20 protein-coding genes are annotated in these 24,903 nt (G+C 45.7%); 6 read left to right on the forward strand and 14 right to left on the reverse strand.

What is annotated here, in order from left to right; all coding sequences use genetic code 11:
• Positions 1-4: 4 nt before the first annotated feature.
• The 11 genes from BN6539_RS00645 to BN6539_RS00695 all read right to left on the reverse strand — a co-directional run bounded on the left by BN6539_RS00645 (position 5) and on the right by BN6539_RS00695 (position 12,804).
• Entirely contained in the window at positions 5-1,132 is a 1,128-nt protein-coding gene (locus tag BN6539_RS00645) for a THUMP domain-containing class I SAM-dependent RNA methyltransferase (protein WP_067532420.1), read from the reverse strand.
• Between the two features lie 266 nt (positions 1,133-1,398).
• Positions 1,399-2,421, reverse strand: a complete 1,023-nt coding sequence (mreB, locus tag BN6539_RS00650; RefSeq protein WP_067532423.1) for a rod shape-determining protein — start codon at positions 2,419-2,421, stop codon at positions 1,399-1,401.
• Between the two features lie 383 nt (positions 2,422-2,804).
• Positions 2,805-4,547: a Na/Pi cotransporter family protein gene (locus BN6539_RS00655; RefSeq protein ID WP_067532426.1), complete on the reverse strand. Its 1,743-nt coding sequence runs from the start codon at positions 4,545-4,547 to the stop codon at positions 2,805-2,807.
• 39 nt (positions 4,548-4,586) lie between these two features.
• A complete protein-coding gene (locus tag BN6539_RS00660; RefSeq protein WP_067532429.1) occupies positions 4,587-5,936 on the reverse strand; it encodes a sensor histidine kinase in 1,350 nt (449 codons plus the stop codon).
• Complete coding sequence (locus BN6539_RS00665; protein WP_067532431.1) at positions 5,917-6,609, reverse strand: response regulator transcription factor; 693 nt, start codon at positions 6,607-6,609, stop codon at positions 5,917-5,919. Before BN6539_RS00665 ends, BN6539_RS00660 begins: the two co-directional genes overlap by 20 nt.
• Before the next feature lie 230 nt (positions 6,610-6,839).
• Positions 6,840-7,874: an ABC transporter ATP-binding protein gene (locus BN6539_RS00670; RefSeq protein ID WP_067532433.1), complete on the reverse strand. Its 1,035-nt coding sequence runs from the start codon at positions 7,872-7,874 to the stop codon at positions 6,840-6,842.
• Positions 7,871-8,662, reverse strand: coding sequence for an ABC transporter permease (locus BN6539_RS00675; RefSeq protein WP_067532437.1), 792 nt, complete (start codon positions 8,660-8,662; stop codon positions 7,871-7,873). The genes BN6539_RS00670 and BN6539_RS00675 overlap by 4 nt, the downstream gene beginning before the upstream one ends.
• Positions 8,662-9,531, reverse strand: a complete 870-nt coding sequence (locus tag BN6539_RS00680) for an ABC transporter permease (RefSeq protein ID WP_067532440.1) — start codon at positions 9,529-9,531, stop codon at positions 8,662-8,664. The genes BN6539_RS00675 and BN6539_RS00680 overlap by 1 nt, the downstream gene beginning before the upstream one ends.
• Positions 9,528-10,763 carry an ABC transporter substrate-binding protein gene (locus BN6539_RS00685; RefSeq protein WP_067532442.1) on the reverse strand — a complete coding sequence of 412 codons (1,236 nt, stop codon included), beginning with the start codon at positions 10,761-10,763 and terminating at the stop codon, positions 9,528-9,530. The genes BN6539_RS00680 and BN6539_RS00685 overlap by 4 nt, the downstream gene beginning before the upstream one ends.
• A 111-nt stretch (positions 10,764-10,874) precedes the next feature.
• The gene (locus BN6539_RS00690; RefSeq protein ID WP_067532445.1) at positions 10,875-11,939 is read right to left on the reverse strand and encodes a radical SAM protein; all 1,065 of its coding nucleotides are present in this window, start codon (positions 11,937-11,939) and stop codon (positions 10,875-10,877) included.
• On the reverse strand, positions 11,923-12,804 hold the full coding sequence (locus BN6539_RS00695) for a nucleoside hydrolase (protein WP_082907277.1): 882 nt from the start codon (positions 12,802-12,804) through the stop codon (positions 11,923-11,925). The genes BN6539_RS00690 and BN6539_RS00695 overlap by 17 nt, the downstream gene beginning before the upstream one ends.
• A 214-nt stretch (positions 12,805-13,018) precedes the next feature.
• Between BN6539_RS00695 and spoIIID the strand changes: the two genes are divergently transcribed.
• The gene (spoIIID, locus tag BN6539_RS00700; protein WP_067532448.1) at positions 13,019-13,279 is read left to right on the forward strand and encodes a sporulation transcriptional regulator SpoIIID; all 261 of its coding nucleotides are present in this window, start codon (positions 13,019-13,021) and stop codon (positions 13,277-13,279) included.
• 64 nt (positions 13,280-13,343) lie between these two features.
• On the opposite strand, the gene BN6539_RS00705 is transcribed toward spoIIID, so the two are convergent.
• Positions 13,344-14,939, reverse strand: a complete 1,596-nt coding sequence (locus BN6539_RS00705; RefSeq protein WP_067532450.1) for a CTP synthase — start codon at positions 14,937-14,939, stop codon at positions 13,344-13,346.
• Positions 14,940-15,488: 549 nt separating this feature from the next.
• Between BN6539_RS00705 and BN6539_RS00710 the strand changes: the two genes are divergently transcribed.
• A complete protein-coding gene (locus BN6539_RS00710) occupies positions 15,489-16,901 on the forward strand; it encodes a sigma-54 interaction domain-containing protein (RefSeq protein WP_067532454.1) in 1,413 nt (470 codons plus the stop codon).
• A gap of 31 nt (positions 16,902-16,932) precedes the next feature.
• On the opposite strand, the gene nhaC is transcribed toward BN6539_RS00710, so the two are convergent.
• Both nhaC and BN6539_RS00720 read right to left on the reverse strand, forming a co-directional pair.
• Positions 16,933-18,366 carry a Na+/H+ antiporter NhaC gene (gene nhaC, locus BN6539_RS00715; protein ID WP_067532456.1) on the reverse strand — a complete coding sequence of 478 codons (1,434 nt, stop codon included), beginning with the start codon at positions 18,364-18,366 and terminating at the stop codon, positions 16,933-16,935.
• 80 nt (positions 18,367-18,446) lie between these two features.
• Positions 18,447-19,532, reverse strand: a complete 1,086-nt coding sequence (locus tag BN6539_RS00720) for a radical SAM protein (protein ID WP_067532458.1) — start codon at positions 19,530-19,532, stop codon at positions 18,447-18,449.
• 282 nt (positions 19,533-19,814) lie between these two features.
• On the opposite strand from BN6539_RS00720, the gene BN6539_RS00725 reads away from it, so the two are divergent.
• From BN6539_RS00725 to BN6539_RS00740, 4 genes are all read left to right on the forward strand, one after another.
• Positions 19,815-20,843 (forward strand): threonine aldolase family protein, encoded by a 1,029-nt coding sequence (locus BN6539_RS00725; RefSeq protein WP_067532460.1) that lies wholly within the window; start codon positions 19,815-19,817, stop codon positions 20,841-20,843.
• Positions 20,844-21,205: 362 nt separating this feature from the next.
• Positions 21,206-23,137, forward strand: coding sequence for a bifunctional metallophosphatase/5'-nucleotidase (locus BN6539_RS00730; protein WP_067532463.1), 1,932 nt, complete (start codon positions 21,206-21,208; stop codon positions 23,135-23,137).
• Positions 23,138-23,206: 69 nt separating this feature from the next.
• Positions 23,207-24,112: a LysR family transcriptional regulator gene (locus tag BN6539_RS00735; RefSeq protein WP_067532466.1), complete on the forward strand. Its 906-nt coding sequence runs from the start codon at positions 23,207-23,209 to the stop codon at positions 24,110-24,112.
• A 128-nt stretch (positions 24,113-24,240) separates the two neighbouring features.
• On the forward strand, positions 24,241-24,750 hold the full coding sequence (locus BN6539_RS00740) for a DUF2284 domain-containing protein (protein WP_067532469.1): 510 nt from the start codon (positions 24,241-24,243) through the stop codon (positions 24,748-24,750).
• Positions 24,751-24,903 lie beyond the last annotated feature (153 nt).

Genomic DNA, 24,903 nt, shown 5'->3' on the forward strand with positions numbered 1-24,903 from the left:
GATCTTACTCCTTTTTTCCATGAAACTGGTAATAACATACTTCCAGCCTTCCGTTATAAAGCTTTCGTCTTCTATCCGCGGGTCTGCCCATAATCCTTTCCTCTACCGTCTTATCAGTGGTAATGAGAAAAAGCGACCAGGTTGGATTTTCTGCCATAAATTCTCTATATTTTTGATAGATTGTTTCAATCTGTTTTTCTTCGCCGATACGTTCCCCATAAGGAGGATTGGTAATAATAATGCCGTTGTTTTCCCTGCCTGCCAATTTTGTCATATTCATCCTTTTAAAGATGATGCAATCGTCTACTCCCGCCTCAATGGCATTTTCTGTAGCTGCTTCAATGGCTTTGCCGTCGATATCAAAGGCAAAGATCTTCAATTCAGCATCGTAATCCACTGCTTCGAAGGCGCTGCGTCTTTCGTTTTTCCACATCTCTTCTGGTATCAGCTCCCAATCTTCGGCGGCAAATTTACGATTGAGTCCCGGGGCGATATTTCTGCCTATCATAGCCGCTTCGATGGGAATCGTTCCGGATCCGCAGCAAGGATCGATCATAAGTCTGCCTGCCCGCCAAAATGACAATTGCACCATAGCTGCAGCAAGAGTCTCTTTAATGGGGGCCGCCACGTCACAAACTCGATATCCTCTCTTATGAAGCCCTGTGCCGCTGGTATCAATGGTCAGCGTCACCTTGTCCTTCAAAATAGTCGTTTTGACCGTATAAGACGCGCCGGTCTCTTCGAAATGATCGATACAGTAGTATTCTCCCAGCCGTTCTACAATGGCTTTTTTTACGATACTCTGGCAGGATGGAACGCTGTGCAGCTTTGACTTTACAGAGGTTCCTGTGACTGTAAATTTACCGTCTATGGGAATCAGCTCCTCCCAAGGGATCGCCTTGGTCTGCTGAAAGAGTTCCTCAAAGGTCAGCGCTGTAAACTCGCCCATCTTCAGCAATACTCTGTCTGCCGATCGGAGCCATAGATTGCTTCTGACGATGGCGCGTTCGTCTCCTAAAAAAGTAATTTTTGCGTCCTCAGATTTAATTACTTTATATCCCAGGTCCTGTATCTCTCTTTTTACAACTGCTTCCAGGCCAAAAGTGGCGGTTGCGATTAACTCTAATTTCATGAATTCTCCTCTGTTCTGATTGGTAAGGTTTTCAGTATTATAAGCGAAGCCCTCGCCTAAAGGAGGACATCCGGCATCTGTTATTATGATACCCGCTTTTTGCAAGTGTGTAAAGAAAATTTGCGCATCTCTGCGCTTGCTATCTGTATTATTTCCTTTTGCTAAAAGCTTGTAAACGGTCAGTCCTGATACCTTATAACGAGACGAAAGAAGGCGCTCTCGCAAAACGACTGATTTCAGCTATTTTGCAAGTGCGCCTTTATTGATTATAAATATGGTGCTCTTCTGTTTAAGGAGTTACTTTCCAGTGATTCTAACTCGTTGAGTGCCTTTCCTGTTCCGATTGCCACACAGGATGTCGGGTCGTCTGCAATTCTTACCTGAATGCCTGTCCGATCCTGAATTCTTCTATCGATACCATAAAGGAGGGCGCCGCCGCCAGTGATAACGATACCAGAATTACTGATATCTGCTGCCAGTTCAGGCGGTGTTTGTTCAAGAACGCTGTGGGCCGCTTCACAAATAGTGTGGAGCGGTTCTTCCAGAGCCTCCATGATTTCTTCTGAACTGACCTCTACTGTCTTAGGAAGGCCTGTAACCAAATCTCTCCCTCGGCATTCCATGACCATGTTCTCTTCTCTCGGATATGCAGTTCCGATGGTCTTTTTAATCTCTTCTCCGGTTCTTTCACCGATATACAGCTTGTGTACTTTTCTCATATATTTAATGATGGAATCGTCGAATTTATCTCCGGCCATCTTTACGGATGTACTTGCAACAATACCGCCAAGGGAAATGACGGCGATGTCTGTGGTTCCGCCTCCGATGTCGATAACCATGACACCATCTGGCTGTGCGATGTCTATTCCAGCGCCGATTGCAGCTGCAACTGGCTCTTCCATCAGATATACATCTTTCCCCCCTGCCTGTGTTGCCGCTTCTCTGACAGCTCTTTTTTCTACTTCAGTCACTCCACTTGGAACGCATACCATGATTTTAGGCTTAAAAAATCTGCCGCTTCCGCATGTCTTTTTTATAAAATATTTCAGCATCCTCTCAGTAATATCATAGTCTGAAATCACACCGTCACGAAGCGGCCTGACGGCGATGATATTAGCAGGTGTTCTGCCCAGCATCTGTCGTGCTTCTTCGCCTACAGCGAGAATATCATCAGTGTCTTTGTTAATTGCGACTACTGACGGCTCGTTCAGTACTATGCCTTTGTTTTTTATATATACTAAGACATTGGCTGTCCCTAAGTCAATTCCTACTTCACTTGCCATTTCCATACTCCTTTTCTCTAAAAAATTATATATTCTCAATTATATATAGCATTGACATTTTTTGAAACATTATACCATGACTTACCTCTGAATTTAGAATCAAATGTCATGATTCAATGGTTCCTACCTTACGGCAACGCCGAAAGATCGTGGAAACATGATACCATTTGCTTCCTCTAAATATAATTCAGATGACATGCTGCAAAGTTTCTCTCTTATAAGGTTACACTGCAAAAAACATGATACCATGTGTCTTCTTTTGAGTTCAGAATCGTGACACATGATTCAATGAACGCTTCCTCTCAGCAACGCTGTTAGAACGCTGCGTTTATTATATACAATTTTATATAATTTTTCAATGAAATTGCCGATTTTTTCAAAATATAACGCTAGATGGCATATTTTTTCTTGTACTCTGTAAACATTTTCCTAAATTCAGGATCATCCATGGTCTTCAGCTTGTCCAAATATTCATGAGTATCAAAGGCAGATTTTGATAATTCGATCATAGCGACAGCAATATTTGAGCAATGGTCTGACACCCTTTCATAGTTAGTCAATATGTCAGAAAGAACAAATCCCTGCTGGATGGTGCACTTCCCCGCCTGCAATCTATTTATATGGTTCAGCTTAATGCCTTCAATAATTCCATCTACCACCTGTTCCAGCGGCTCTACGCGGTAGGCGAGTTCTAAATTGTTCTCGTCAAAAGCCTTAATCGCAATCTCCATGATTTCGCGAATCGCCGCAGTAGCGACTTTGATTTCCGCCAGACCCTCTGGCGACAGAGGCGCTTTCTTCTCTTCAATTTCCTTAGCTGCTTGCATGACGTTCACTGCATGATCGCTGATTCTTTCAAAATCTCCGATGGTATGCAGAAGTTTAGAAATCTGTTTGCTATCCGTATCAGAGAGGTCGTAACCCGACAGTTTTACAAGATAAGAACCGAGGCGGTCTTCGTAAATATCCACTTCACCTTCCAGATCTTTTACACCGGCGGCCTTTTTCTCGTTGTAAGAGAAGAGCAGATCCATGGCGTCCATCATGGATTGCTTTGATACATATGCCATATCAGTCGTAATGTGATTGCATTCCTGCAGAGCGATAGAAGGCGTCTTCAAAAGACGTTCATCCAAGAAAGCAATTTCCTTTTCCGGTTCTGTTTTTATGGTTCCTTCCGCCAGCTTTACCAGCTGTTTCGAGAATGGCAGCAGTAAAACAGTCGTGGTGATGTTAAAGATACTGTGAACGACAGCAACTCCCACTGGACTGATTGCCTGTTCGATAAAGGACAGATCTACAAGGAAATGCAGTACAAAATAGAGCAGCAGACACACTGCCGTGCCCAAAAGGTTGAAGGCGATATGAATGACAGCGACACGTTTGGCATTTTTGTTCACACCGATACTGGAAATCAGAGCCGTCACACAAGTTCCGATATTCTGGCCCATAATGATAGGAATTGCCATGCCATAGGAAATTCCGCCGGTCAAGGTCAGCGCCTGCAAAATACCTACCGAAGCCGAGGAACTCTGTATCACTGCAGTCAGTACCAGGCCAGTGAGAATCCCCAGGAGCGGATTGGTAAATGCAGTCAGCATGGAAGTGAATTCAGGCATGTCCGCCAGAGGGCTTACAGAGTCACTCATAAAATCCATCCCATACATCAAAATGGCAAAACCGATCATGATGCTGCCAATATCCTTTTTTTTGCTGGTCTTTGATGACATCATTAAAATAATACCGATCAGTGCCAGGATTGGTGAAAAGGACTCTGGCTTCAATAATTTAATCCAGACGTTATTGCTTTCGATCCCTACCAAACTGAGAATCCAGGCAGTCACTGTCGTTCCAATATTCGAACCCATGATGACGCCGACTGTGCCGGAAAGCTGCATGATCCCCGAGTTAACCAGGCCTACCAGCATAACAGTAACGGCCGATGAGCTTTGGATCACAGCCGTGATGCCGATTCCCAGGAACAGACTCTTTACCGGGTTGGAAGTCATCTTTTTAAGAATTCCCTCTAATTTACCTCCAGCTAATTTTTCCAGGCCTTGTGACATCAGGCTCATGCCGTATAGGAACAGCGCCAGGCCTCCAAACAGCGAAATAAATGAAAAAATATCCATGTACGTTTTTCCTCTCTTAAATCAAAATCGTTATCTATATCAAAAAACAATTGTAATGCTCGTACCGTTGTTTAACTTGCTGTCAATTCTAATCCGTGCATTGTGATAAGCCGCTCCATGTTTTACGATTGACAGACCCAGCCCCGTTCCGCCGATCTCTTTGGAGTGACTCTTGTTAACGCGGAAGAACCGTTCGAATACGCGGTCTAAATCCTCCTCTGGTATCCCAATTCCCGTATCCTGTACAGTCACCGCCGCTTTTCCATCCTCCTCGTGGACGTTGACCGTGACGCTGCCGCCTTCCTTGTTATATTTTATCGCATTATCACACAAGTTATAAATAATTTCTCCCAAAATCTGTCCTACGCCTTCTGCGTAAAGATGCTTACCCATTATCTGCACATCGACATGGCGCTCAAAAGCAGCCGGTTCCAAGGTGTCGATGACGTCTTGGCATATGAGATAGAGATCCAGCCGTTCTTTTCTAGCTGCAATCTGCTTTTCATCTAGCTGCGACAATTTGATAATATCACCAACCAGGGTAATCAGTCTCTGGGCCTCATCATAGATTCTTCCCGCAAATCTTGGAATATCTTCTTCCTTGACAATGCCATTTTTGATAATTTCGGCAAAACCTGAAATCGAAGTCAGCGGCGTTTTCAGTTCGTGAGAAACGTTAGCCGTAAATTCTTTCCTGAAGTCCGCCTCCTTTGTCTTTTCGTCCACATCCACCTGCAGCTGGTTGATCTGATAGTTGAGCACCTTGTTCTGCTCTGAAATTTTATCTACCAGAGGTTTCACCTCTTCATAAATTTGTGCCGCTTCCGGATGCTCCAGGTCGATTTCGTTAATTGGGTTTACGATTTTTCTGGCAATCTGTGCCGCTAATAACAATGACAAAATCACCGCCAGCACCAGCACAATTAAAATCGGCTGCAGCATGCTGAGCACCAAGGTAAAGATAGAAAACTGCACTTGCGAAACTCTCATAATCGTGCCGTCCGTCAGCTTGACAGCACTGTAAATGGTTTTCTCAGCTAAAGTTTTTGAATAGCGGGTGTCCTCACCATAGCCTGTCTCCATGGCCTCCAGAACTTCTGGCCGACTGCCGTGATTCTCCAGCTTATCAGGATTGACGGAAGAGTCGTACTTTACAGTACCGTCTTGACCAATCCAGGTTATTCTGTGGTTCTCCGCCAATTTCAGGTCAGTAAAATAGTCCCCGCCGTTCTGCTCCACAGCGTGGGCTACAAGATAGACTTCGTTTTTAAGCTCTCGTACGTATTCACCGTTATACTGCATATAAAGGGCGCCCATGATGAGAATCATGCATGCAATCCATACCAGGATGGCTACTAGAAAAATTCCTTTAAATATTCGGCTTTTCATATTTATCCTCTCCAATTTTATAACCGATGCCCCGAACCGTTTCAATCAGCCCTCCGCATGCTCCCAGCTTCTGCCTCAGAGATCTGATGTGCACATCTACCGTTCTGCTTTCACCGTCAAACGCATAACCCCAGATTTTGGTGAGCAGCTGGTCGCGTGTAAATACGATGCCTTGATTTTCTACCAGCAGAGTCAGCATTTCAAATTCTTTCAGGGTCAGGGTTACATCGTCACCGCAGGCCCGAACAACGTGCTTTGAGGGAGATACAAAGAGCTGGCCGATGGTATAATCCCTGTCCGTGTCAACGACCTCTGCCCTGCGCAGCAGCGCTTTGACTCTGGCAATCAGTTCCATCATCCCAAAAGGCTTGGGGACGTAATCGTCAGCGCCATAGTCCAGGCCTATGACCTTGTCGTATTCTGTTCCCTTTGCGGTCAGCATCATGATAGGTATTTTGCTCGTTGCCGAAGAAGCCCTCAGTCTCTTCAAAATCTGCAGTCCATCTTCTTCCGGCAGCATGATGTCCAGCAAAATCAGCCGCGGCGCCTCCTGTTTCAGCGCCTCCCAAAAAAGAGACGGCCTTTCAAAGCCTCTGGCCTCATATCCTGCATTGTTAAGTGTATATAAAACAAGTTCTCTGATACTATTGTCGTCTTCAACAAAATAAATCATAACGATTTCCTCCATTTTTCTACATTCAGTCTACTATATCAGCAATGTAAATTCTATAGTTTTAATGTTAAATCTGTGTTAAACCCTAGTCTTAGTACCTTGATTTGGCAAGGGATACCCGCCGTCTGTGCCAGGTCTATAGTAAATAGATGTAAGCCATATGAACATGGCAAAAAGAAAAACCTGACGCAGAACGCGAAGGTTTTCTTTATCAGCGTAGGAACTCTACCTTAATCCATCTTGTTAAATAGTTCTGTCTGCCCATAGTCGATTTCAATACAGACTGTTTCCTTACGGTACAAGCTGTCTTCTACCTGATCCGGTTCCGCCAGGAATACCAGTTCCTGCCCGCCTGCCTTGACATGAATTTGGTAAGTGTCACCCAGATAGAAAATTTTCAAAAGAGACACTTCAAAGCCTTGGTCCGACAGTCTGATTTTCTCCTTTCGCAGCAAAGCGTCATATGCGCCGTCTGGCCGATTAGTTTCAAAAGTGACAGACTCCGCCCCACAATCACCGCGGAAGAACCCTTGCGATACGGTTCCAGAAATGGTGTTGCCCAGGCCTAGATATTGGGCAATCTGCAGATTAGCCGGGTGTTTATAAATCTCCTGCGGTTTATCACACTGTAAAATCCGTCCCTCTTTCATGACGGCAATTCGATCTGATAACTGCAGCGCTTCTTTTCTGTCGTGCGTGACGAGGACGATGGCGTTTTTCATCTCTCTGTGCAGCTCCAGCAAAAGCTGCCGCATATCCTCTCGCAGATTTTCATCAAGGCTGGAAAAAGGCTCGTCCAGCAATAATACGTTAGGATCTGCCGCCAGCCCCCTGGCTAAGGCCACCCGCTGCTGCTGGCCGCCCGAAAGCTGGGAGATCCGCCTGCGCTCAAGGCCGGAAAGCTGCACCTTCTCTAAATAATAGCGGGCCTTTTCATGACGCTCCGCCCTTTTCATACCTTGCATTTTTAGGGGAAAGGCCACGTTGTCTATGACGTTCATATTTGAAAACAGGCGCAGATCCTGGAAGACGACCACGATTCCCCGCTTATCCGGGGGCAGATGATCCAGCCGCTTTGCGCCTGCACTAATCTGCCCCCCTGCAATTTCAATGAAACCTGCAGCAGCCTTCAGCAGTGTACTTTTCCCACAGCCCGAAGGCCCTAACAGCGACAGCAGTTCTCCATCCGCTACGGATAACGACACTTCTTGAAGAATTGGAGTCTTTTCAATATCTACTGTCAGATGATTGATAGTCAAACTCATGCGATGCACCTAGCTTTCTTGCCAATTTTGTCAAAAATCAGAAATACGATAAAAGTAATGAGAATAAATAAGACGCTGTAATTTGCCGCGATGGTCTTATCGCCGCTTTGGATAAACGGCACCATGACCACGGAAAAGGTCTTTACCCTGCCTCCTCCAATCAACAGCGTCAGAAAATACTGGCTGAAGGAAATGATAAAGGTCATACTCAGAGCGGAGGCAATGCCTGGCGTCAGCTTCGGAAAACCGACCAGCCAGAAGCTTTGCCAAGAATTTGCCCCCAATACCATAGCCTGCTCTTCCAAATTGCGTCCATACAGCTTCGTGATATCAGTCATGATTTTGACGCCGTAGGGCAGTGATACCACGATGTGGGTCAAAATCACTCCCGTTATCGTGTGGTTCAAACCGCCTTTGATGAACATCATATGAATGCCCATACCGAAGACCGTTGCCGGTATGATGACGGGAATCATGGTCAGAAACTCCAATATACGCTTCCCCTTAAAATCATAGAAGACAACCGCTCTGGCCGCAAGAGCTGATGCAGTCACGCAGAGGACCGCCGCTACTACAGAAATCAGAATACTGGATCCGACAATCCGGCCCATGTCATGATAGCCAAAAAGGACTTGTTCCAAGCCTCGCAGCGAGAAGTTCTCCGGCAGCAGTGAAGGGTAGGCCCAGCGATTGGCGAAACACCATACCAGCAGCACCATCAGCGGCAAAACAATCAGAGAAGCGGTCAGCCAAATCAAGGTTTTTGCCGCTCTATGTTTTTCTCTCATCAGTCCCTCCTTCTTGTCTCAGATATCTTTTGTCTAAGCAATAGATAGTATACTCCCGCCGCAATCAGGCAAATCAGCAGCATAATCATATTTAACGCCATAGCATAGGGACGGTGGGTCAGATCAGGATGGGTATATTCGATATAGGTCTGCACGGGAAGGGCTTTGGGCAGAGTGCTGCCCAGCAAAAGAGGCAATTCATAGGCTCCGAAGCTATAGCAGAAAATAATCAGGCCGCTGTTTAAAATTGCCGGCTTGCACAGCGGCAGCGTAACGTTCCAAAAAGCGCGCCATTTACCTGCGCCCAGATTTCGCGCTGCGTCTCCATAAGAGCCGTCGATACTGCCCATGACTGCTGCAATGAAATAGCATACGAAGGGTATTTCCTTCCAGAGATATGCCATGATAACGCCCCAGCTTTCCGGCGTATAGAGGATGCAGGATATCCATTCCGCTGCCTCCGTCATACCCATGGTCATGAAGATCCGGGAAAGAAGTCCGGTACTGGAAAGCAGATTGATGGCCAAAATAGCTACAACCGTATGAGGTACTAAAATCGGAATCTTTAATATCTGTTCCAGCGCGCCGCCTTTTTTCTTCAGCAGAATCAGGCTCCAGCAGAGCAGGCTGCCGATGGCCAGCGCCAAAAACGTCGTTGCCACAGCTAAATAAAGACTGAGGCCGATGCTTTCCATCAGACTTTCGCTGTGCAAAATCTCCTGGTAGTAGGCCAATGTAGGTTTCGTCATATCAAAAGCAGGGATGATACCGAAACTCTGTATCACCCCATTGATTATGCTTATGATGAGAATTGCACACAGTACAATGACAGGCGCCGACAAAAGGTACGGCGTTATCTTTTTTCTCACTTTCCTACAACCTCTTCTAACCAAATTTCCTCAATAATTGGAACCAGATTTGCCGGCATTTCCGGCAGTCTCTTTGACAACAGTTCCTCGGAAGAGATAGATCCTTTGCCGATGTCCACGCGCTCAAAAGCTTTGACTTCTTTATCACTGAGTTTGTTGTAGCCTACGACTGGAATATATTTTGTCAATTCAAATTTCGTCTGCTGCATTTTGGCGGACAGCACCTCGTTGATGGCTACAATGGCGCCGGCCTTATTCGGTGCATTATTGGCAATTGCGATATAATTGGTGTTGCCGATTGTACCTTTATCAAACTGGAAGGACGTGGTTGTATCTGTATAGGTGCCGTTTTCGATGCCCTGGGCGACATCGTAAGCCGTATAGCTTACGTGGAATACCAGTTCACCTTCCGCAAACATATTCTGTACTTCTGTTGAAGATGCTGGGAAGGTCTTTCCTTCTTTCCACAGATATGGATTCAGCTCTTTCAGATAGTCGATTGCCGGCTGAATGGCGTTCTTCACTGTTTCTTTATCAGCTTTCATATCGGTGAACTGCTCATAACCGCCGCACAGTTCGTAAACCAGGTTTCTGACAAAAGCGCTGCCTGTGAAGTCCGGCAGGGCCGGATAGGTTACTTTGCCCGGATATTTCTTGCAGAATCCCATGAAGCTCTTGGCATCGGTTGGAATGGCGTTCGTCTCTATCTTCGCCGTGTCAGTAATCATAACCAGCTGGGCTTTGGAATACGGTGCTTCGTAGCCTTCTATCGGCGTACAGAAGTCGTTCTCTGTCTCTGGGTCCTCCATATCCACATACTTGTCCATATTCGGGAGCAGGCTGGTGAATGGACCATATAAGAGCCCGTTGTCTTTTGCAGAGTAGAAGTTTTCACCGTTGATCCAAATCATATCGATGGAGCCTTTTTCTTCACCCGCCTGTTTTTCATCTGACAGCTGTGCGAGAATATCCTCGATATTCATCGGCACTCGTTCCAGGGTGATATCGTATTCGTCCTTCAGTGTCTTGGCCAGGGATTGATCGATCCACTTGTTGAGTACTTCGTCTCCGCCCCAGCCGTAGAAAGTAACTGTAGTACCCTTTGCCGCCTCCAGTGCCTCTTCATAGGAGGTCAGTTCAGCAGAAACTCCATTTTCTTTGTCAGGTCCACAAGCTGCAAAGGTGAAAACCATCAGCAGAACCAAGCAGATTGCCAGTAATTTCTTTTTCATCGTTCGTTTCCTTTCTTAATGGTACTCGCCCCAATTTGTAAAACAAATTGCTGGGGAGACCTTACGCTTTCATCTCTCAACTCTCTGATTTGATGAGATTTGTCGTGTATTTTAGTTCTCGCTTTGATTTGTGAAACATTGATCTACGTATTCCTTTGTGAGGGCAATTTTGGATTCATCGCCTCTGCGCAGATAATCAAAGCCACATTCCCAGAGCATCTTACGGCAGTCATTCATGTCCATGCCTCTGCCCTTTGCGGTATCATTATTGGTATCTCTCGGATTACAGCCGCTTTCTGCGGTGATAATATTGGAACCAGACGCATAACTCAGCTCATTTGGTTCGTGAATGCCCAGATAGGCCATGGTCGGCACCATGAAAGAAGCCAGTCCAACCACTGCCACAATCTGTGCCAGACGGAGATTGCTGATCTGGCCGTATTTCGCCAGCGGCGAGCCCGGTACGGCTACTCTTCTCATAGCTGCATGCTGATAGATGCCTCTTTCAATTCCGATAAACATGTTATCTACCAACATCTGCGGCGTATGCTCCGGTCCAATTGGTTCCAGGCAGGTGTAGAGCTCAAGATCTGCTTCTAAGGCATTATCCATGGTAGCAATCCTATCCTCCGGCTTCAGCTTCGTATCCACGCCTTCGTTAATTCTGCAGACATGATATACGCCGGTGACACCAGCTTTCTTCAATTCTTTAAAGGTGTCCAGATCGGTATCTCCGATGTTGACCCAAATCTGCGTCGTCTTAGGCGACAACTCTTTGGAAATATTTATAGCGTTTAGCAGAACTGGCAGTTCATAATCGTGCATCATCATCAGATACAGTCCATATAAATCTCCCATCTGCACAAATTCCTTTACTTTTTGTCTCAGCTCCTCATCAGTCAGTCGTTTCTCCACCATGGCCGTATGGTCCTCACCAAAGGTGCAGAATTTGCAGCCGCCAGGACATTTGGTAATATCCACGCCGATCTGCCCCAGAATAATGGCCGAATTCTCACTGTTTCGGCGTATGATGTCATTGGAAACGGCTCTGATCATCGAGCTTTCCATGGAAGTCTCTTCAAACTCCAACAGGTAGACGCACTCCTCCCTAGTCGGTGCCTTTCCTTCATAAGCTCTTTCCAGTATTCCCTTTAGTTTGTCACTTTTGATTAACATGATTTCCTCCAATATTGATCCATTTATTTATCATTTCTGTTTTGACTGCATCCCAACTTTTTATGATGGGAAACTTTAACTTAGTGCCGCAAGTTTCACAGGCAGGCAGCCAGCCTTGGCGCAGATTTTTTTCACTAACCTGACACCTCTGGCAACCTGGGTCATATAACCCCTCCTCCATCATATAGATTGCCGCGATGACGTCCCAAGCGATAAAGCCGTCCATTCCATAGTTCTTTTCGTAATAGGCAAACCAATACGCTGTCTGCTGCGCGAGATAACGTCCGAGTTTTGGATTTTGGTGCAGCAGTCGGTCGTAGTCTTTTCGATAAAAATAGGCATCTATACATTGATTACCCGTGACGACCGATACGTTACGCCCTTTGGTCAAAACAACTTCCGCCGCTCTCGGGTCACAGGAAAAATTCAACTCATCCATTTTTCTGCCGTTGACCATGAGCGGCTGCGTAATGCCTCCCATCAAAACGATTTCCGACACTTTGTCAAAGAAATAAGGGTCCAGCTCGTACGCTGCAAGCAGATTGGTCAAAGACCCTGTAGCCAGGATACTGAGACTGCCGCCATATTGATCCGCCTGATGATTCAAAAAGGCGCCTGCCCGACTGCTTCTCGACAGGGCATCTTTTTCCCCTTTGATCAGAGGAATATCTGTAAAATGCAAATTGCGCAGGAGGTTTGCCGTACATTCATAGACTTTGTCCGTGGAATTGTTTCCATAGGTGGCAGTGATGCCAACGCAATTTGCTTCTGGATGACCTAAGATATACAAAATCGCCAGAGCATCATCTATATCACAATGAGGGATACCCATCGTATTGTCACAATCTATCAATATGTACTTCAAAATACCTCCAATTAGACTTAATCTATTAGACTAGGTCAAGCATACCAAATTTTCAGACGGCTGGCAATATCCACTGATAGGCACCTAAAAATTTTGCTTAATTCTGTAAAAATCTTACCAACGAAAATCACGACGAAATGATGATTCCTTTGCATATCCCGTCATTCTGCTGCATATATTGGTTCTAACTTGAGTTTAAGGAGCGGTGTTTAATATGAAGGATTACATAGAAGAGAGAGTACTTGCGCTGGCTGAATACATAGTTACAACGAATTCAACTGTCAGAGCCGCTGCAAAGAGATTCAAGGTCAGCAAAAGTACAGTGCACAAAGACGTCACGGAAAGACTGCAGGAAATAAGTCCTTCGCTTGCCGCACAGGTAAAGTCAGTACTTGATGTCAACAAAGCAGAAAGACATATACGCGGTGGTCTTGCGACCAGAGAAAAATATAATCATATTAAAGAGGACGAATAGAAAAAAAGAGGTAGCTGCGCTGACAAGGATTGTCGGCGTGACCACCTCTTTTAATTTGCAGTGATTATCTCTGCAAGCTGGCTTTGATGAATTCCCGAAATAGGGGGTGTGCATTATTTGGTCTGGACTTAAACTCTGGATGATATTGTACGGCTGCAAAGAATCTTTGATCCGGAATTTCAACGGCTTCTACCAGTCTTCCGTCAGGAGAAGTTCCCGAGATTACCAATCCTGCCGCCTCCAGCTTTTCTCTATAAGCGTTGTTGAATTCATAACGATGCCTGTGCCTTTCCTGGATTTCTTCTTTTCCATAGGCTTTTGCCAGCAGTGTGCCCTCTTTGACTCTGCACGGATAGGCTCCCAGCCTCATGGTACCTCCTTTAGGCAGATTTCCCTGCTGATCAGCCATCAGATCAATGACCCGATTTCTACCATTCGGTACAAACTCTCCCGAATGGGCATCTTCAATGCCAGCTGCATTTCTCGCAAACTCGATGACCGCCGTCTGCATGCCCAGGCAGATTCCCAGGTATGGAATATCGTGTTCTCTGGCAAATTTTGCTGCTAGAATCTTTCCCTCGATACCCCTGTCGCCAAAACCGCCGGGAACCAGGATTCCGTCCACATCTCTCAGCAGGCTGTCAGCACTTCCCTCTGTCAATTCCTCTGCTTCGATCCATTTGATTTCTACCTTTGTATCATTTTCGTAGCCGCCATGGCGCAGCGCTTCAGCCACAGAGAGGTATGCATCGTGGAGCTTCACATATTTACCCACCATGCCGATGGTCACTTTGCGGTGGCGGCTGGCAATGCGCGCCAGCATATCTGTCCACTCCTGCATATCGCAAGGGCCGGCATTGATGGAAAGTTCCCGGCAGACGATCCAGCTCAGGTTGGACTTTTCCAGCATCATGGGCGCTTCATAGAGCACTGGCATTGTCAGGTTCGTAATGACGCAGTCCTTTTTGACATTGCAGAACAGGGAGATTTTGTCGATGATGTCCTGATCCACCGGTTCATCCACGCGAAGGACGATGATGTCGGGCGAAATTCCCACAGCCTGCAATTCTTTGACGGAATGCTGCACCGGCTTGGACTTGTGCTCGCCCGAACTCTGCAGATAGGGCACCAGGCAGACGTGGATGAAAAGGCAGTTTTCTTTTCCCACTTCCAAGGATACCTGTCTGATGGCTTCCAGGAAGGGCTGGCTCTCGATATCGCCCACAGTACCGCCGATTTCCGTAATGATAACGTCCGCCTCCGAAGTCTCTCCTACATTATATATGAAGGATTTGATTTCGTTGGTGATATGGGGAATCACCTGCACTGTACTGCCCAGGTACTCTCCGTTGCGCTCCTTGTTGAGTACGTTCCAATAGACCTTTCCTGTGGTCAGATTGCTGAATCTGTTCAGGTTTTCATCGATGAATCTCTCGTAGTGCCCCAGGTCAAGGTCTGTCTCCGCTCCGTCCTCGGTGACAAAGACTTCCCCGTGCTGGTAAGGACTCATAGTGCCCGGATCGATGTTGATATACGGATCCAATTTCTGTGCCGCCACCTTCAGCCCCCTGGCTTTGAGCAGCCGTCCCAGCGACGCTGCCGTAATTCCCTTGCCGAGACCCGATACCACGCCGCCTGTAACAAAGATGTATTTTTTCATAATCCTTCTCCCTTCTATCTTCGCTGTGCAAAAAACAAAAGCGCAAAAACGAAAAAGAAATAAGGTCACAGGCGTTTTCAGTGAGTAGGATATCTAAGACCCCGAAACTCGCCATCTTCCTTATTTCTATATGTTCTGCGCATTTTTAAATAATATTACTGAAATATTATACTCGCTTTTGGTGCAAATGTCCAGTAGAATTACCTCTGCTCGCCTCGTTTTAACCCCCATTTCATCAAAAAATGCTAAAATCACCTAAAATTTTTCTTGCCGCAAAGGCTGTACACCTGATGCCGATGACTGTAACCGTTGAAACTTTGTTGCGACGTGTATCTTTATTGTGACTGCACTTAAAATCTTTAAGTTTTCGACTTGTTTTTACAGAATGACGGGTAAAACCGCTTTCTGCACTCGCATTTTTTTGTTATCTGATCTTGCACATTACAGTTAGCTCAGACAAAAAATGAAAAAAATAGATGAATTGTTCTGAAAGCTATTCTATAATAGCATTATCAGACAGATGCCATTTACACGAAAGGAACCATCGTCATGCTTGAAAATTACAGCAAATACATCAACGAATTATTTGACAAGCCAGATTCCGTTTTGATGATTGATGCAGATGGATATGTGGAGTATTCTGCCACTTATGACCACGCCCTTGCCTGTCTCTCGAAAGATAATTATATCGGGAAGCATATCCTGGATGTGTATCCCAGTCTGACGAAGGAAACCAGCACGCACTTTCGCGTGATGCGCACGAACCGTCCCATTATCAATGAAAAGCAGAACCTCATAGATATGTATGGGAATCATTATTCTTTCGTCAATTCCTCTTTCCCCATTACCTCAGAGAGCGGAACCCCTATCGGAAGCATCGAATTCTCAATATTAATTTCAAAGAACCACATCCCGCACAAAAAATCCTCTGACGTAAAAGACAGCGGCAGTCTCAACAGCCGGAAGAAATTATATACCGTTGACGATATCATCACAGAAAATCCAACGATGCAGGCAATCAAAAAAGACATCCTCAAGCTGTCTTCCAGTTCTTCTTGCGCGATGATTTGGGGTGAAACCGGAACAGGCAAAGAACTCATCGCAGAAAGCCTCCATATTGCCAGCAGGAACAAAGGCTCTTTTGTATCCGTGAACTGTTCTGCGCTTCCGGCTTCTCTGTTTGAAAGCCTGCTTTTCGGTACGAAAAAAGGCAGTTTTACTGGAGCAGAAGACAAAAAAGGCCTTCTAGAAATGGCCGATGGCGGCACACTCTTTTTAGATGAACTGAACTCCATGGATATTTCACTACAGCCAAAACTGTTAAAAGTGATCGAGCAGCAGAAATTCCGTCCCATTGGAAGCGAAAAGGAAGTTGAAGTCAATGTGCGTTTTATCGCAGCCATGAACATGAACCCGGAGGATGCCGTAAGCACTGGTCTATTAAGGCAGGATCTGTATTATCGCCTCGATGTGATTGATATCCATATTCCTCCGTTACGAGAACGGCCCGAGGATATTCTGCCTATCATCGACCACTATATCCATTACTATAGCCAGCAGATGGACAAAAATATCGAAGGCCTCACCAGCCTTGCCAAAAACGCCTTAGTCAATAATGACTGGCCTGGAAATATTCGTGAACTGAGAAATTCCATAGAATACGCCGTCAATATGACCACTGGCAAATATATTACATTGCAGGAGCTTCCTGCGCGCATCCTGCCTAGAAAAAGTACGCTGGAAGAATTAAATCTGCCCTCTGTGATGCCGGATTTGGGACAGTCTGCGTTTTCTCTCCAAAACCATCTCAATGACTATGAGAAGACAATCATCTTAAACACCCTGCAAAAAAGTGAGAACATCACCGCAGCTGCAAAAAAATTAGGCCTGACAAGACAGGCTTTGCAGTATAAAATGCAGAAACATCATATCATATGGGAAAAGAAAATAATATTGCCCTAAGCGCTGGGCCAAGGGCAATATTTTACGTAGTCTATTTTTCGGACTTTTGTCGAGACCACGCACTTGTTCCGTCTGCGTATTTCACACCAATTCCAAGATAGGATGTGACTACGGCATAAATTGGATTGATTAAATTCATGAACGCCCAAGGTCCATATACAAGAGGTCCCATACCCAGCGTTGCTGTACAATATACGCCACATGCGTTCCACGGACATAACGGACTCCACAGCGTCCCCGCATCCTCCAGCGTCCTGGATAAGAAACTCCTGTCCAATCCTAGTTCATCGTACTTCTCTTTGTACATGGTGCCTGGAATGACGATTGCCAGGTATTGGTCAGCAAGGAGGAAATCGCAGAAAATAGATGAGACAAGCGTAAGTAAAACAAGCTGACTCGGAGTTCTTACCTTTTTGATCAGACTTCCAAATAAAGCTTCGACAAAGCCGCACTCCACGAATATACCGCCAAAGCCCACGGCCAGGATGATCAGATTGATTGTCCACATCATAGAATCCATACCACCGCGATTGATCAGATAGTCCACAATTTCATTACCCGACTCTCCTTCGTAGCCGAAATGCATCGCAGTGATGCAATCGTTCAAGCTGGCTCCTTGAAATATCATAGCGAGAATTAATGAAGAAAAAATGCCGGCTGCCAAGCCTGCTTCTGCAGGAACCTGCAGAACGCAAACAATGATAATAATGACTACTGGCAGCAATAGTACCGGACTGATGTAGTCGTAATATCCCATAATTGTATTACAGATTTCATCTGGCAGAGAAGTGTCATAAGTACCATCTGCAAAAAGTCCCATAACAGTCCATATCACCAGTGCGATTGCAAAGCTGGGGAATGTGGTCGTCGCCATTGCCCGCACATGTCTGAACAAAGGTGTCTGTGCCGTTGCCGCTGCAAGATTAGTCGAATCTGACAAGGGGGAGAATTTGTCTCCCAAATAACCGCCTGAAATGCATAAGCCGGCGATGACCGCAGGACTGATCCCCAGTCCCTGACCGACTGCCATAAAGGCGACGCCGACTGTACCGATTGCCGTCCACGAAGAGCCGGTTGCAAGACCTACGACTGCAAGAATCAGTGCGCCCACAGGAAGAAACGTTTTTGGCGTCAACATATGCAGCCCATAATAGACGATGGAAGCAATGGTTCCTGACCAGACCATGGCGCCGATTAGCATGCCCACCAGACACAAGATAAAAATCGCCTCAATGCACTGACTTACTTGTCCAACAAAAGCGCCAATCAAATCTTTCCATTTGCGTCCACAAAGAAGACCGATGATCATTTCTATAATAATCGTCAGGAATATCATAATGTGTGGGTCCTGCCCCCAAAGGCCGACACCGACCACCATTAATGCCAGCATGCAGACGACTACAAAGACCGCATGATACCACTTGGCTGCAGTCGGTTTGATCTCATTGTTTTTTTCAATATTCATGGGTTACTCCCTTTCTTTCGTATATGCCATAGCAGCACACAAAAAATTCTGTGTTGGCGCTGCTATGGCAGCCTTCAGCATTACTTATACGTTCTCCATAATAAGGTTGTTTTCTCGGACTTCTTATATAGTTCCTCCGGGAAATCCACATATTCAAAAGGCACACCGTTGATCTCAAACGTAATAATGTCTTTCTCCTCATCCCATTTTGTAATATTATATCGTCTCGCTTTTCCTGGAGGAATCGCTCCGACTAATCTGATCGCGTTTACCCAGCCAGATGAATGGTAATTGAGGTGGTCAAAAATCTCGCAAATTCTCTGATATGGAATACGGAAAGAAGCGCTGTAAGCGATAATATCCGGTGTAAATGCACTCATCTGCCTGATTCTCATGTTATCAAGCTCCGTATATAGGATTTTTAGCACTTCGGGATCGTCGTTGATGCCGGCAAGGAGCGGATGCTGGTTGTACATTCTGATATTCGCCTTCCTAATCTGCTCGACTTTGTTCCTAATTACATCACAAATTTCATAGGGATGCATGATATGAAAAACAAGGCGCACATCAAATTCTGCCAGCAATGCGATGAGCTCATCTGTGATGACCTCCGGATTGTACACGATGGCTCTCGTGTGCAGTCTCAAATGTGGAATTCCAAGCTCCCGAACTCTTGTAAAAATCTCTCTCAGAACAGATACCGGAACGAGAGAGGCATCGCCGCCAGAAAGAATGACCTCTTCAATTTCAGGCTGTCCTTTTAAATACTCAATCAGCAAGTCCAAGCTATTCCTGATCCGCTGTGTAATATCTCCTGATTCGGCCAGCTTGATTGTTCTGAAGCAATAGGCACAATTACAGACACACGTTTCCGTAGTCATAAAAAGCAGTCTGTTTGGATATTGTCTGACGATATCCGTATTTCCCGGCACCGGGTAGTGATTGTACTCCTGTACAAAGTCTTCCACTTCGCCTGGACCAAACAAAGTCAGCTTCTCCTCCGTGGGATATACACATTTGTATAGCGGTCCTCCAATCCCGATAGCCGCAACCTCCTCATCAACCTTCTTCTTGTAAAAGTCCGAAACTTTCATCGGCAGCAGATGCTCACGCTCTGCCACCTCTTTGAACTTTGTGAGTAAATTTTCATCATATCCTTTACACATTGATCTTCCTCCATCTTCTTTTTGATATTGAAACGTTTCACTAGATTAATGAGCAAACATCGTGCCAATCTAAGGAACATTGAAAATCAGCCGTCATACAGGTAATGATTCAGTCCACGCAAGAAATCTTGCGCCATAAAAAGGCAAGGTTTCTTGCCTTAGCAAATTTTCTTGCCTCTAAAATACACAAATTTCTTTGCAAAAAAAGATAAAAGTAGATGAATTGTTCTGAAAACTATTCTATAATATATCTATCTGACAGATTAGAGGAGGAAGATTACAATGATTTATTTTAGAAGTGACTATAGCCAGGGTGCACACCCGGATGTTCTTCAGGCGTTAATTGACACCAATTTAGAACACACTGACGGTTACGCCCTGGATTCACACAGCGAACACGCTGCACAGATGATTAAGGATTTAATCGGCAGACAGGATTGCGAAGTATATATGATGGTGGGCGGCACACCGTCGAATATCATCACCATCACAGCTGCTCTGCGTTCCTATGAGGCAGTTGTAGCGCCAAAATCGGCCCATATCTGCACCCATGAATGCGGTGGTGTAGAAGCAGCCGGACACAAAATCATGTACTACGATGCCGAAGACGGCAAACTGACACCAGAACATATCGAGGCAGCATGGGACGAGTTTGAAGACGATCACACTGTGATTCCAAAGATGGCCTCTATCTCTCATACCACTGAGCTGGGTACGATTTATACAAAGGCAGAGTTAGAAGCACTGAGCAGATGCTGCAAAGAGCACGACATGTATCTCTACATGGACGGTGCAAGACTAGGGACCGCATTGACTTGTGAGGACAGCGATCTGACAATCAAAGACATTGCACAATTAGTAGACGCATTTTATATAGGCGGAACAAAAAATGGCGCTTTGCTTGGGGAAGCTGTAATTATTTTTAACAAGGCGATCAGCGATCATTACAGATGGGTTATCAAACAGCACTGCGGCATGCTGGCAAAGGGACGTCTCATCGGCGTACAGTTTGAAGCTCTGCTCAAAGGCGGTGAGGACAGCATCTACTTCCAGATGGCTGCACATTCCAACGCTATGGCAAAGATGCTTCGCGAAGGCATCGAAAAAGCCGGCTATGGATTCCTGGGCAACTCCCATACGAACCAGATCTTCCCTATTCTTCCCGCTGCAAAAGTGAAGGAACTGGAAGAGAATTTCTTCTTTTATGAATGGGCGCCAGAAAAGGACGGCATGATTCCTATCAGACTTGTAACCTCATGGGGGACGACAGAAGACGATGTAAAAGCATTCCTGGATGCTTTACATAAATAAACTACTTATTTCTTTAATAAGGTCTGTCCTTCGATTTACTCCGCAAATCGGGACCAGTACCATTATACGACTAGCGCCCTTCCGCTCTCTTTGTTCGCGGGGCGCTAAAGCATAAGGTCTGTCCTTCGATTTACTCCGCAAATCGGGACCAGTACCATTATACGACTAGCGCCCTTCCGCTCTCTTTGTTCGCGGGGCGCTAAAGCATAAGGTCTGTCCTTCGATTTACTCCGCAAATCGGGACCAGTACCATTATACGACTAGCGCCCTTCCGCTCTCTTTGTTCGCGGGGCGCTAAAGCATAAGGTCTGTCCTTCGATTTACTCCGCAAATCGGGACCAGTACCATTAAGGAGGCGAATTATGAGAAAGAAGAAAAAACTTTTGACGATTCTGTTGGCAGTATGCCTGGTCGCAGCTATGATGCCGTCCATGGTCTTTGCCGCAAACGCAAAATCTGATGACATCGTGGTTCTCTATACCAACGATGTTCATTGCGGAATCGACGACAGTATCGGTTATGCCGGTCTCGCCGCTTACAAGGCAGACAAGCTGAAAGAGACGAAAAATGTCGTCCTTGTTGACGCAGGCGATGCCATCCAGGGAGACCTGGCAGGCGCTCTCTCCAAAGGTGACTACATCGTCGACATCATGAATCAGGTCGGCTACGACGTAGCAATACCAGGGAATCACGAGTTCGACTTTGGTATGGATCAATTTTTAGCACTGACAAAAAAATCCAACGCTAAATACATCAGTTCCAACTTCACGGATACCAAAGCAAACAAGACAGTCTTTGATCCATACGTTATCAAAGAATTAGGCGGAAAGAAGGTCGCTTTCGTAGGTATCAGCACACCGGAATCCATCACAAAATCTACGCCGGCTTTCTTCCAGGATGAAAAAGGCAATTATATCTACGACTTCTGTAACGACAAGACAGGCAAGAAGCTCTATAAAGCTGTTCAGAACGCCATCGATGCAGCAAAGGCAGAAGGCGCTGACTACGTCATCGCTCTCGGACATATGGGAATCGACGACCAGAGCAAGCCTTGGACTTCCAGGGAAGTCATCGCTAACACCACCGGCCTCAATGCATTTATCGACGGCCACTCCCACAGCACTGTAGCTAGTGAAGCCGTAAAAGACAAGGATGGCAAAGAAGTCACTTTGTCTCAGACTGGAACCAAGCTGGCTGCTATCGGTGAATTGATCATCACAGCAGACGGTAAAATCTCAACTAGTCTGGTTACAGACTATGCAGAAAAAGATGAAAAGACTGCGTCTTTGATTAAAGAAGTAAAAGACAAAATCGAGGCAGTTTCTTCTAAAAAGGTAGGCACTTCTGAAGTCCTCTTAACCACCTTAGATGCTGAAGGCAAGCGCGCTGTCAGAAACCAGGAAACCAACATGGGCAACTTCTGTGCTGACGCTTACCGCATCATCGGAGGCGCAGACATCGGAATCGTTCAGGGCGGCGGAGTCCGTGCAGATATCAAGGCCGGAGACGTGACCTACGGCGATATCATCGCCCTCCATCCTTGGGGCAACATGTGTGGCGTCATCGAAGCAACCGGTCAGCAAGTTTTAGACGCTTTAGAACTTGGCGCCACAAACATACCAGATGAAGTAGCTGGATTCTTGCAGGTATCCGGCATCAGCTACGAAATCGACACCACCGTTCCTTCAACTGTAGTAATTGATGAAAATAAAATGTTCGTCAAGGTTGCCGGTGCGAGAAGAGTCGTCAACGTCAAAGTAGGCGGCGTGCCAATCGACCCTAAGAAAACTTACACCGTTGCATCCACGACTTACATCCTCACCCAGCAGGGCGACGGATTCACCATGTTCGACGGCTGCAAAGAAGTCACTAAGGAATCGCTGGTTGACACTGAGGTTATCCAGAAATATATCGAAAAGCTAGGCGGAACCATCGGCCAGCAGTATGCAAAGACTGAAGGCAGGATCAAAGTGCTTACTGCTTCTGACAAAGCCCCTATCAAGGAATATAAAGCAGCCCTCGCCCGCACGACCAAGATTACTTCGGCAAAGGCGTCCACTAAGACAAAAAAGATCACCGTTAAGATCAACGGCAACAGCAAAGCATATGGATTCTACTATAAAGTAACTAACTCCAAAGGCAAGACTGTATCTTCACTGTCTAAACCAGGTAAGACCTTTACCACGAAGAAATTGTCTAAGGGCAAATACACTGTCAGCGTAAGACCTTACACCTATGTGATTGGCGAAAAAGTTTACGGCAAGACGGTCAGCAAGAAAGTAACGATTAAATAATGTTATTATTTCAGGAACTCTGCCTGCTGGCAGAGTTCCTTTTTAAAGGCTCGAGTACAGGAGAACATCATGACATTACAGCAATTGAAATATGCCGTCAAAGTTGCAGAAAAAGGTTCCATCAATGAAGCTGCAAAGGAATTATACATTTCACAGCCCAGTCTTTCCAGTGCCATTATGGAATTAGAGAAGGAAATCCAAACAACGATTTTTATTCGTCATAACCGGGGCGTTTCGATTACCAGCAAAGGCGCTGAGTTTCTCAGTTATGCCCGTCAAGTTCTGACGCAGACGGATTTGCTGGAAGCCAAATTTATCAGCGGACGACACGCAAAACAGCATTTTTGCGTATCTACACAACACTATCCGTTTGTCTCCAACGCTTTTGTAGAATTCGTCAGTGAATTCGGCCAAGAAGAATATGACTTCGCCTTATATGAAACCACTACCCATGAAGTCATCGAAAATGTGAAGACCTTGTTCAGCGAGATGGGAATCATCTACCTATCCAATTACAATGAAAGTGTTATCAGAAAAATTCTATCTGAAAGCAATTTAATTTTTTCTGAGCTATTCTGCGTCAGACCCCATGTCTTCTTGTGGCGTCATCACCCCCTGGCAGGAAAGCAGATCATCGAATTGGCGGATTTGCAAGAATACCCAAGGATTTCACTCAGCCAGGGCCAGAATAATGCATTCTATTTTTCAGAAGAAATTCTCAGTTTTAAATCCGTAAAAAAGAATATCCGCGTCAGTGACCGCGCAGCCGTGGTCAATTTTATGATCGGACTCAACGGCTATAACTTCTCTTCCGGCGTTTTTCCGAAGTATTTGCACGGAGATGATATTATCTCTTTACCTCTAAATGTTGATGAAAAAATGCAGGTGGGTACCATTACCCATAAAGATGCGGTTCCTACAGAGCTAGGCAGAGAATTCCGCCGTGCGCTGGAAGGCTACGCACGGCGCATCTAGTTTCGTCATCGTCTCAGATATAGTTTTATTCTATATCACGCTATATAAATCCAGCATTACCCTATAGCGTTTATCTTGTGATAGAATAATAACAAGCTAAAATCATAGAAATGAAGGAGGAAGGCAAATTGAATGAAACGTTAAAACACCAATTACGCCAGCTGGCAATAGAGAAGGGCGCTTTGAGGGCAGAGATTTTTACCCTGGATCAGATTGTCTTTGATCAGAGAACCTTTCTAAAATGCCTTTTTGGATGTCCTGGCGGTATGCCCTACTGCCCGACAAAACAAGATGTAGCAAACTCTCTAGTCTATGCAGACATCATGAAAAACTACAATTGGGGAATCATTCTCTGCACAGATAACCTGAAAGCGGGACAGCAGATCACGCTGGAGCTGGAAAGCGCTGCTTTCCTGGCCGGCTGCCACTTTGCCTTTGGCGCAACAGAGTGTGAGAACTGCGAAATCTGCGCTTTTGACGCATGCGGCCAATGTGCAGCTCCAAAAAAAGTCAGACCGCCTCTATATGCCCTGGGTATCGACGTGTACACTACCGTCAGGAATTTGGGATGGGAGCTGAGTGTGGTCCAGCATAAAGGAGACCCTGCCAAAAACATTACGGCAGTTTTCGTAGAATAAAAAACGTGGAAATGACGGAATCAAAGATTCCTATTTCCACATGTCGCCCACAAGGGGCGACGCTTTGCAAGGTACGTTCTTTGATATTCCGTCAATATCGATTTCATCCATATTTCTTACATAATAAAAAACGAGTGTATAAGATTGCGTCGC

The sequence above is a fragment of the Emergencia timonensis genome, from assembly GCF_900086585.1.
Classification (GTDB): domain Bacteria; phylum Bacillota; class Clostridia; order Peptostreptococcales; family Anaerovoracaceae; genus Senimuribacter; species Senimuribacter timonensis.

Excerpts from the sequence above, each read along its gene's own strand:
- BN6539_RS00645 (WP_067532420.1), bottom strand. The coding sequence starts at position 1,132 with ATGAAATTAGAGTTAATCGCAACCGCCACTTTTGGCCTGGAAGCAGTT.
- mreB (WP_067532423.1), bottom strand. The coding sequence starts at position 2,421 with ATGGAAATGGCAAGTGAAGTAGGAATTGACTTAGGGACAGCCAATGTC.
- BN6539_RS00655 (WP_067532426.1), bottom strand. The coding sequence starts at position 4,547 with ATGGATATTTTTTCATTTATTTCGCTGTTTGGAGGCCTGGCGCTGTTC.
- BN6539_RS00660 (WP_067532429.1), bottom strand. The coding sequence starts at position 5,936 with ATGAAAAGCCGAATATTTAAAGGAATTTTTCTAGTAGCCATCCTGGTA.
- BN6539_RS00665 (WP_067532431.1), bottom strand. The coding sequence starts at position 6,609 with ATGATTTATTTTGTTGAAGACGACAATAGTATCAGAGAACTTGTTTTA.
- BN6539_RS00670 (WP_067532433.1), bottom strand. The coding sequence starts at position 7,874 with ATGAGTTTGACTATCAATCATCTGACAGTAGATATTGAAAAGACTCCA.
- BN6539_RS00675 (WP_067532437.1), bottom strand. The coding sequence starts at position 8,662 with ATGAGAGAAAAACATAGAGCGGCAAAAACCTTGATTTGGCTGACCGCT.
- BN6539_RS00685 (WP_067532442.1), bottom strand. The coding sequence starts at position 10,763 with ATGAAAAAGAAATTACTGGCAATCTGCTTGGTTCTGCTGATGGTTTTC.
- BN6539_RS00690 (WP_067532445.1), bottom strand. The coding sequence starts at position 11,939 with ATGTTAATCAAAAGTGACAAACTAAAGGGAATACTGGAAAGAGCTTAT.
- spoIIID (WP_067532448.1), top strand. The coding sequence starts at position 13,019 with ATGAAGGATTACATAGAAGAGAGAGTACTTGCGCTGGCTGAATACATA.
- BN6539_RS00705 (WP_067532450.1), bottom strand. The coding sequence starts at position 14,939 with ATGAAAAAATACATCTTTGTTACAGGCGGCGTGGTATCGGGTCTCGGC.
- BN6539_RS00710 (WP_067532454.1), top strand. The coding sequence starts at position 15,489 with ATGCTTGAAAATTACAGCAAATACATCAACGAATTATTTGACAAGCCA.
- nhaC (WP_067532456.1), bottom strand. The coding sequence starts at position 18,366 with ATGAATATTGAAAAAAACAATGAGATCAAACCGACTGCAGCCAAGTGG.
- BN6539_RS00720 (WP_067532458.1), bottom strand. The coding sequence starts at position 19,532 with ATGTGTAAAGGATATGATGAAAATTTACTCACAAAGTTCAAAGAGGTG.
- BN6539_RS00725 (WP_067532460.1), top strand. The coding sequence starts at position 19,815 with ATGATTTATTTTAGAAGTGACTATAGCCAGGGTGCACACCCGGATGTT.
- BN6539_RS00730 (WP_067532463.1), top strand. The coding sequence starts at position 21,206 with ATGAGAAAGAAGAAAAAACTTTTGACGATTCTGTTGGCAGTATGCCTG.
- BN6539_RS00735 (WP_067532466.1), top strand. The coding sequence starts at position 23,207 with ATGACATTACAGCAATTGAAATATGCCGTCAAAGTTGCAGAAAAAGGT.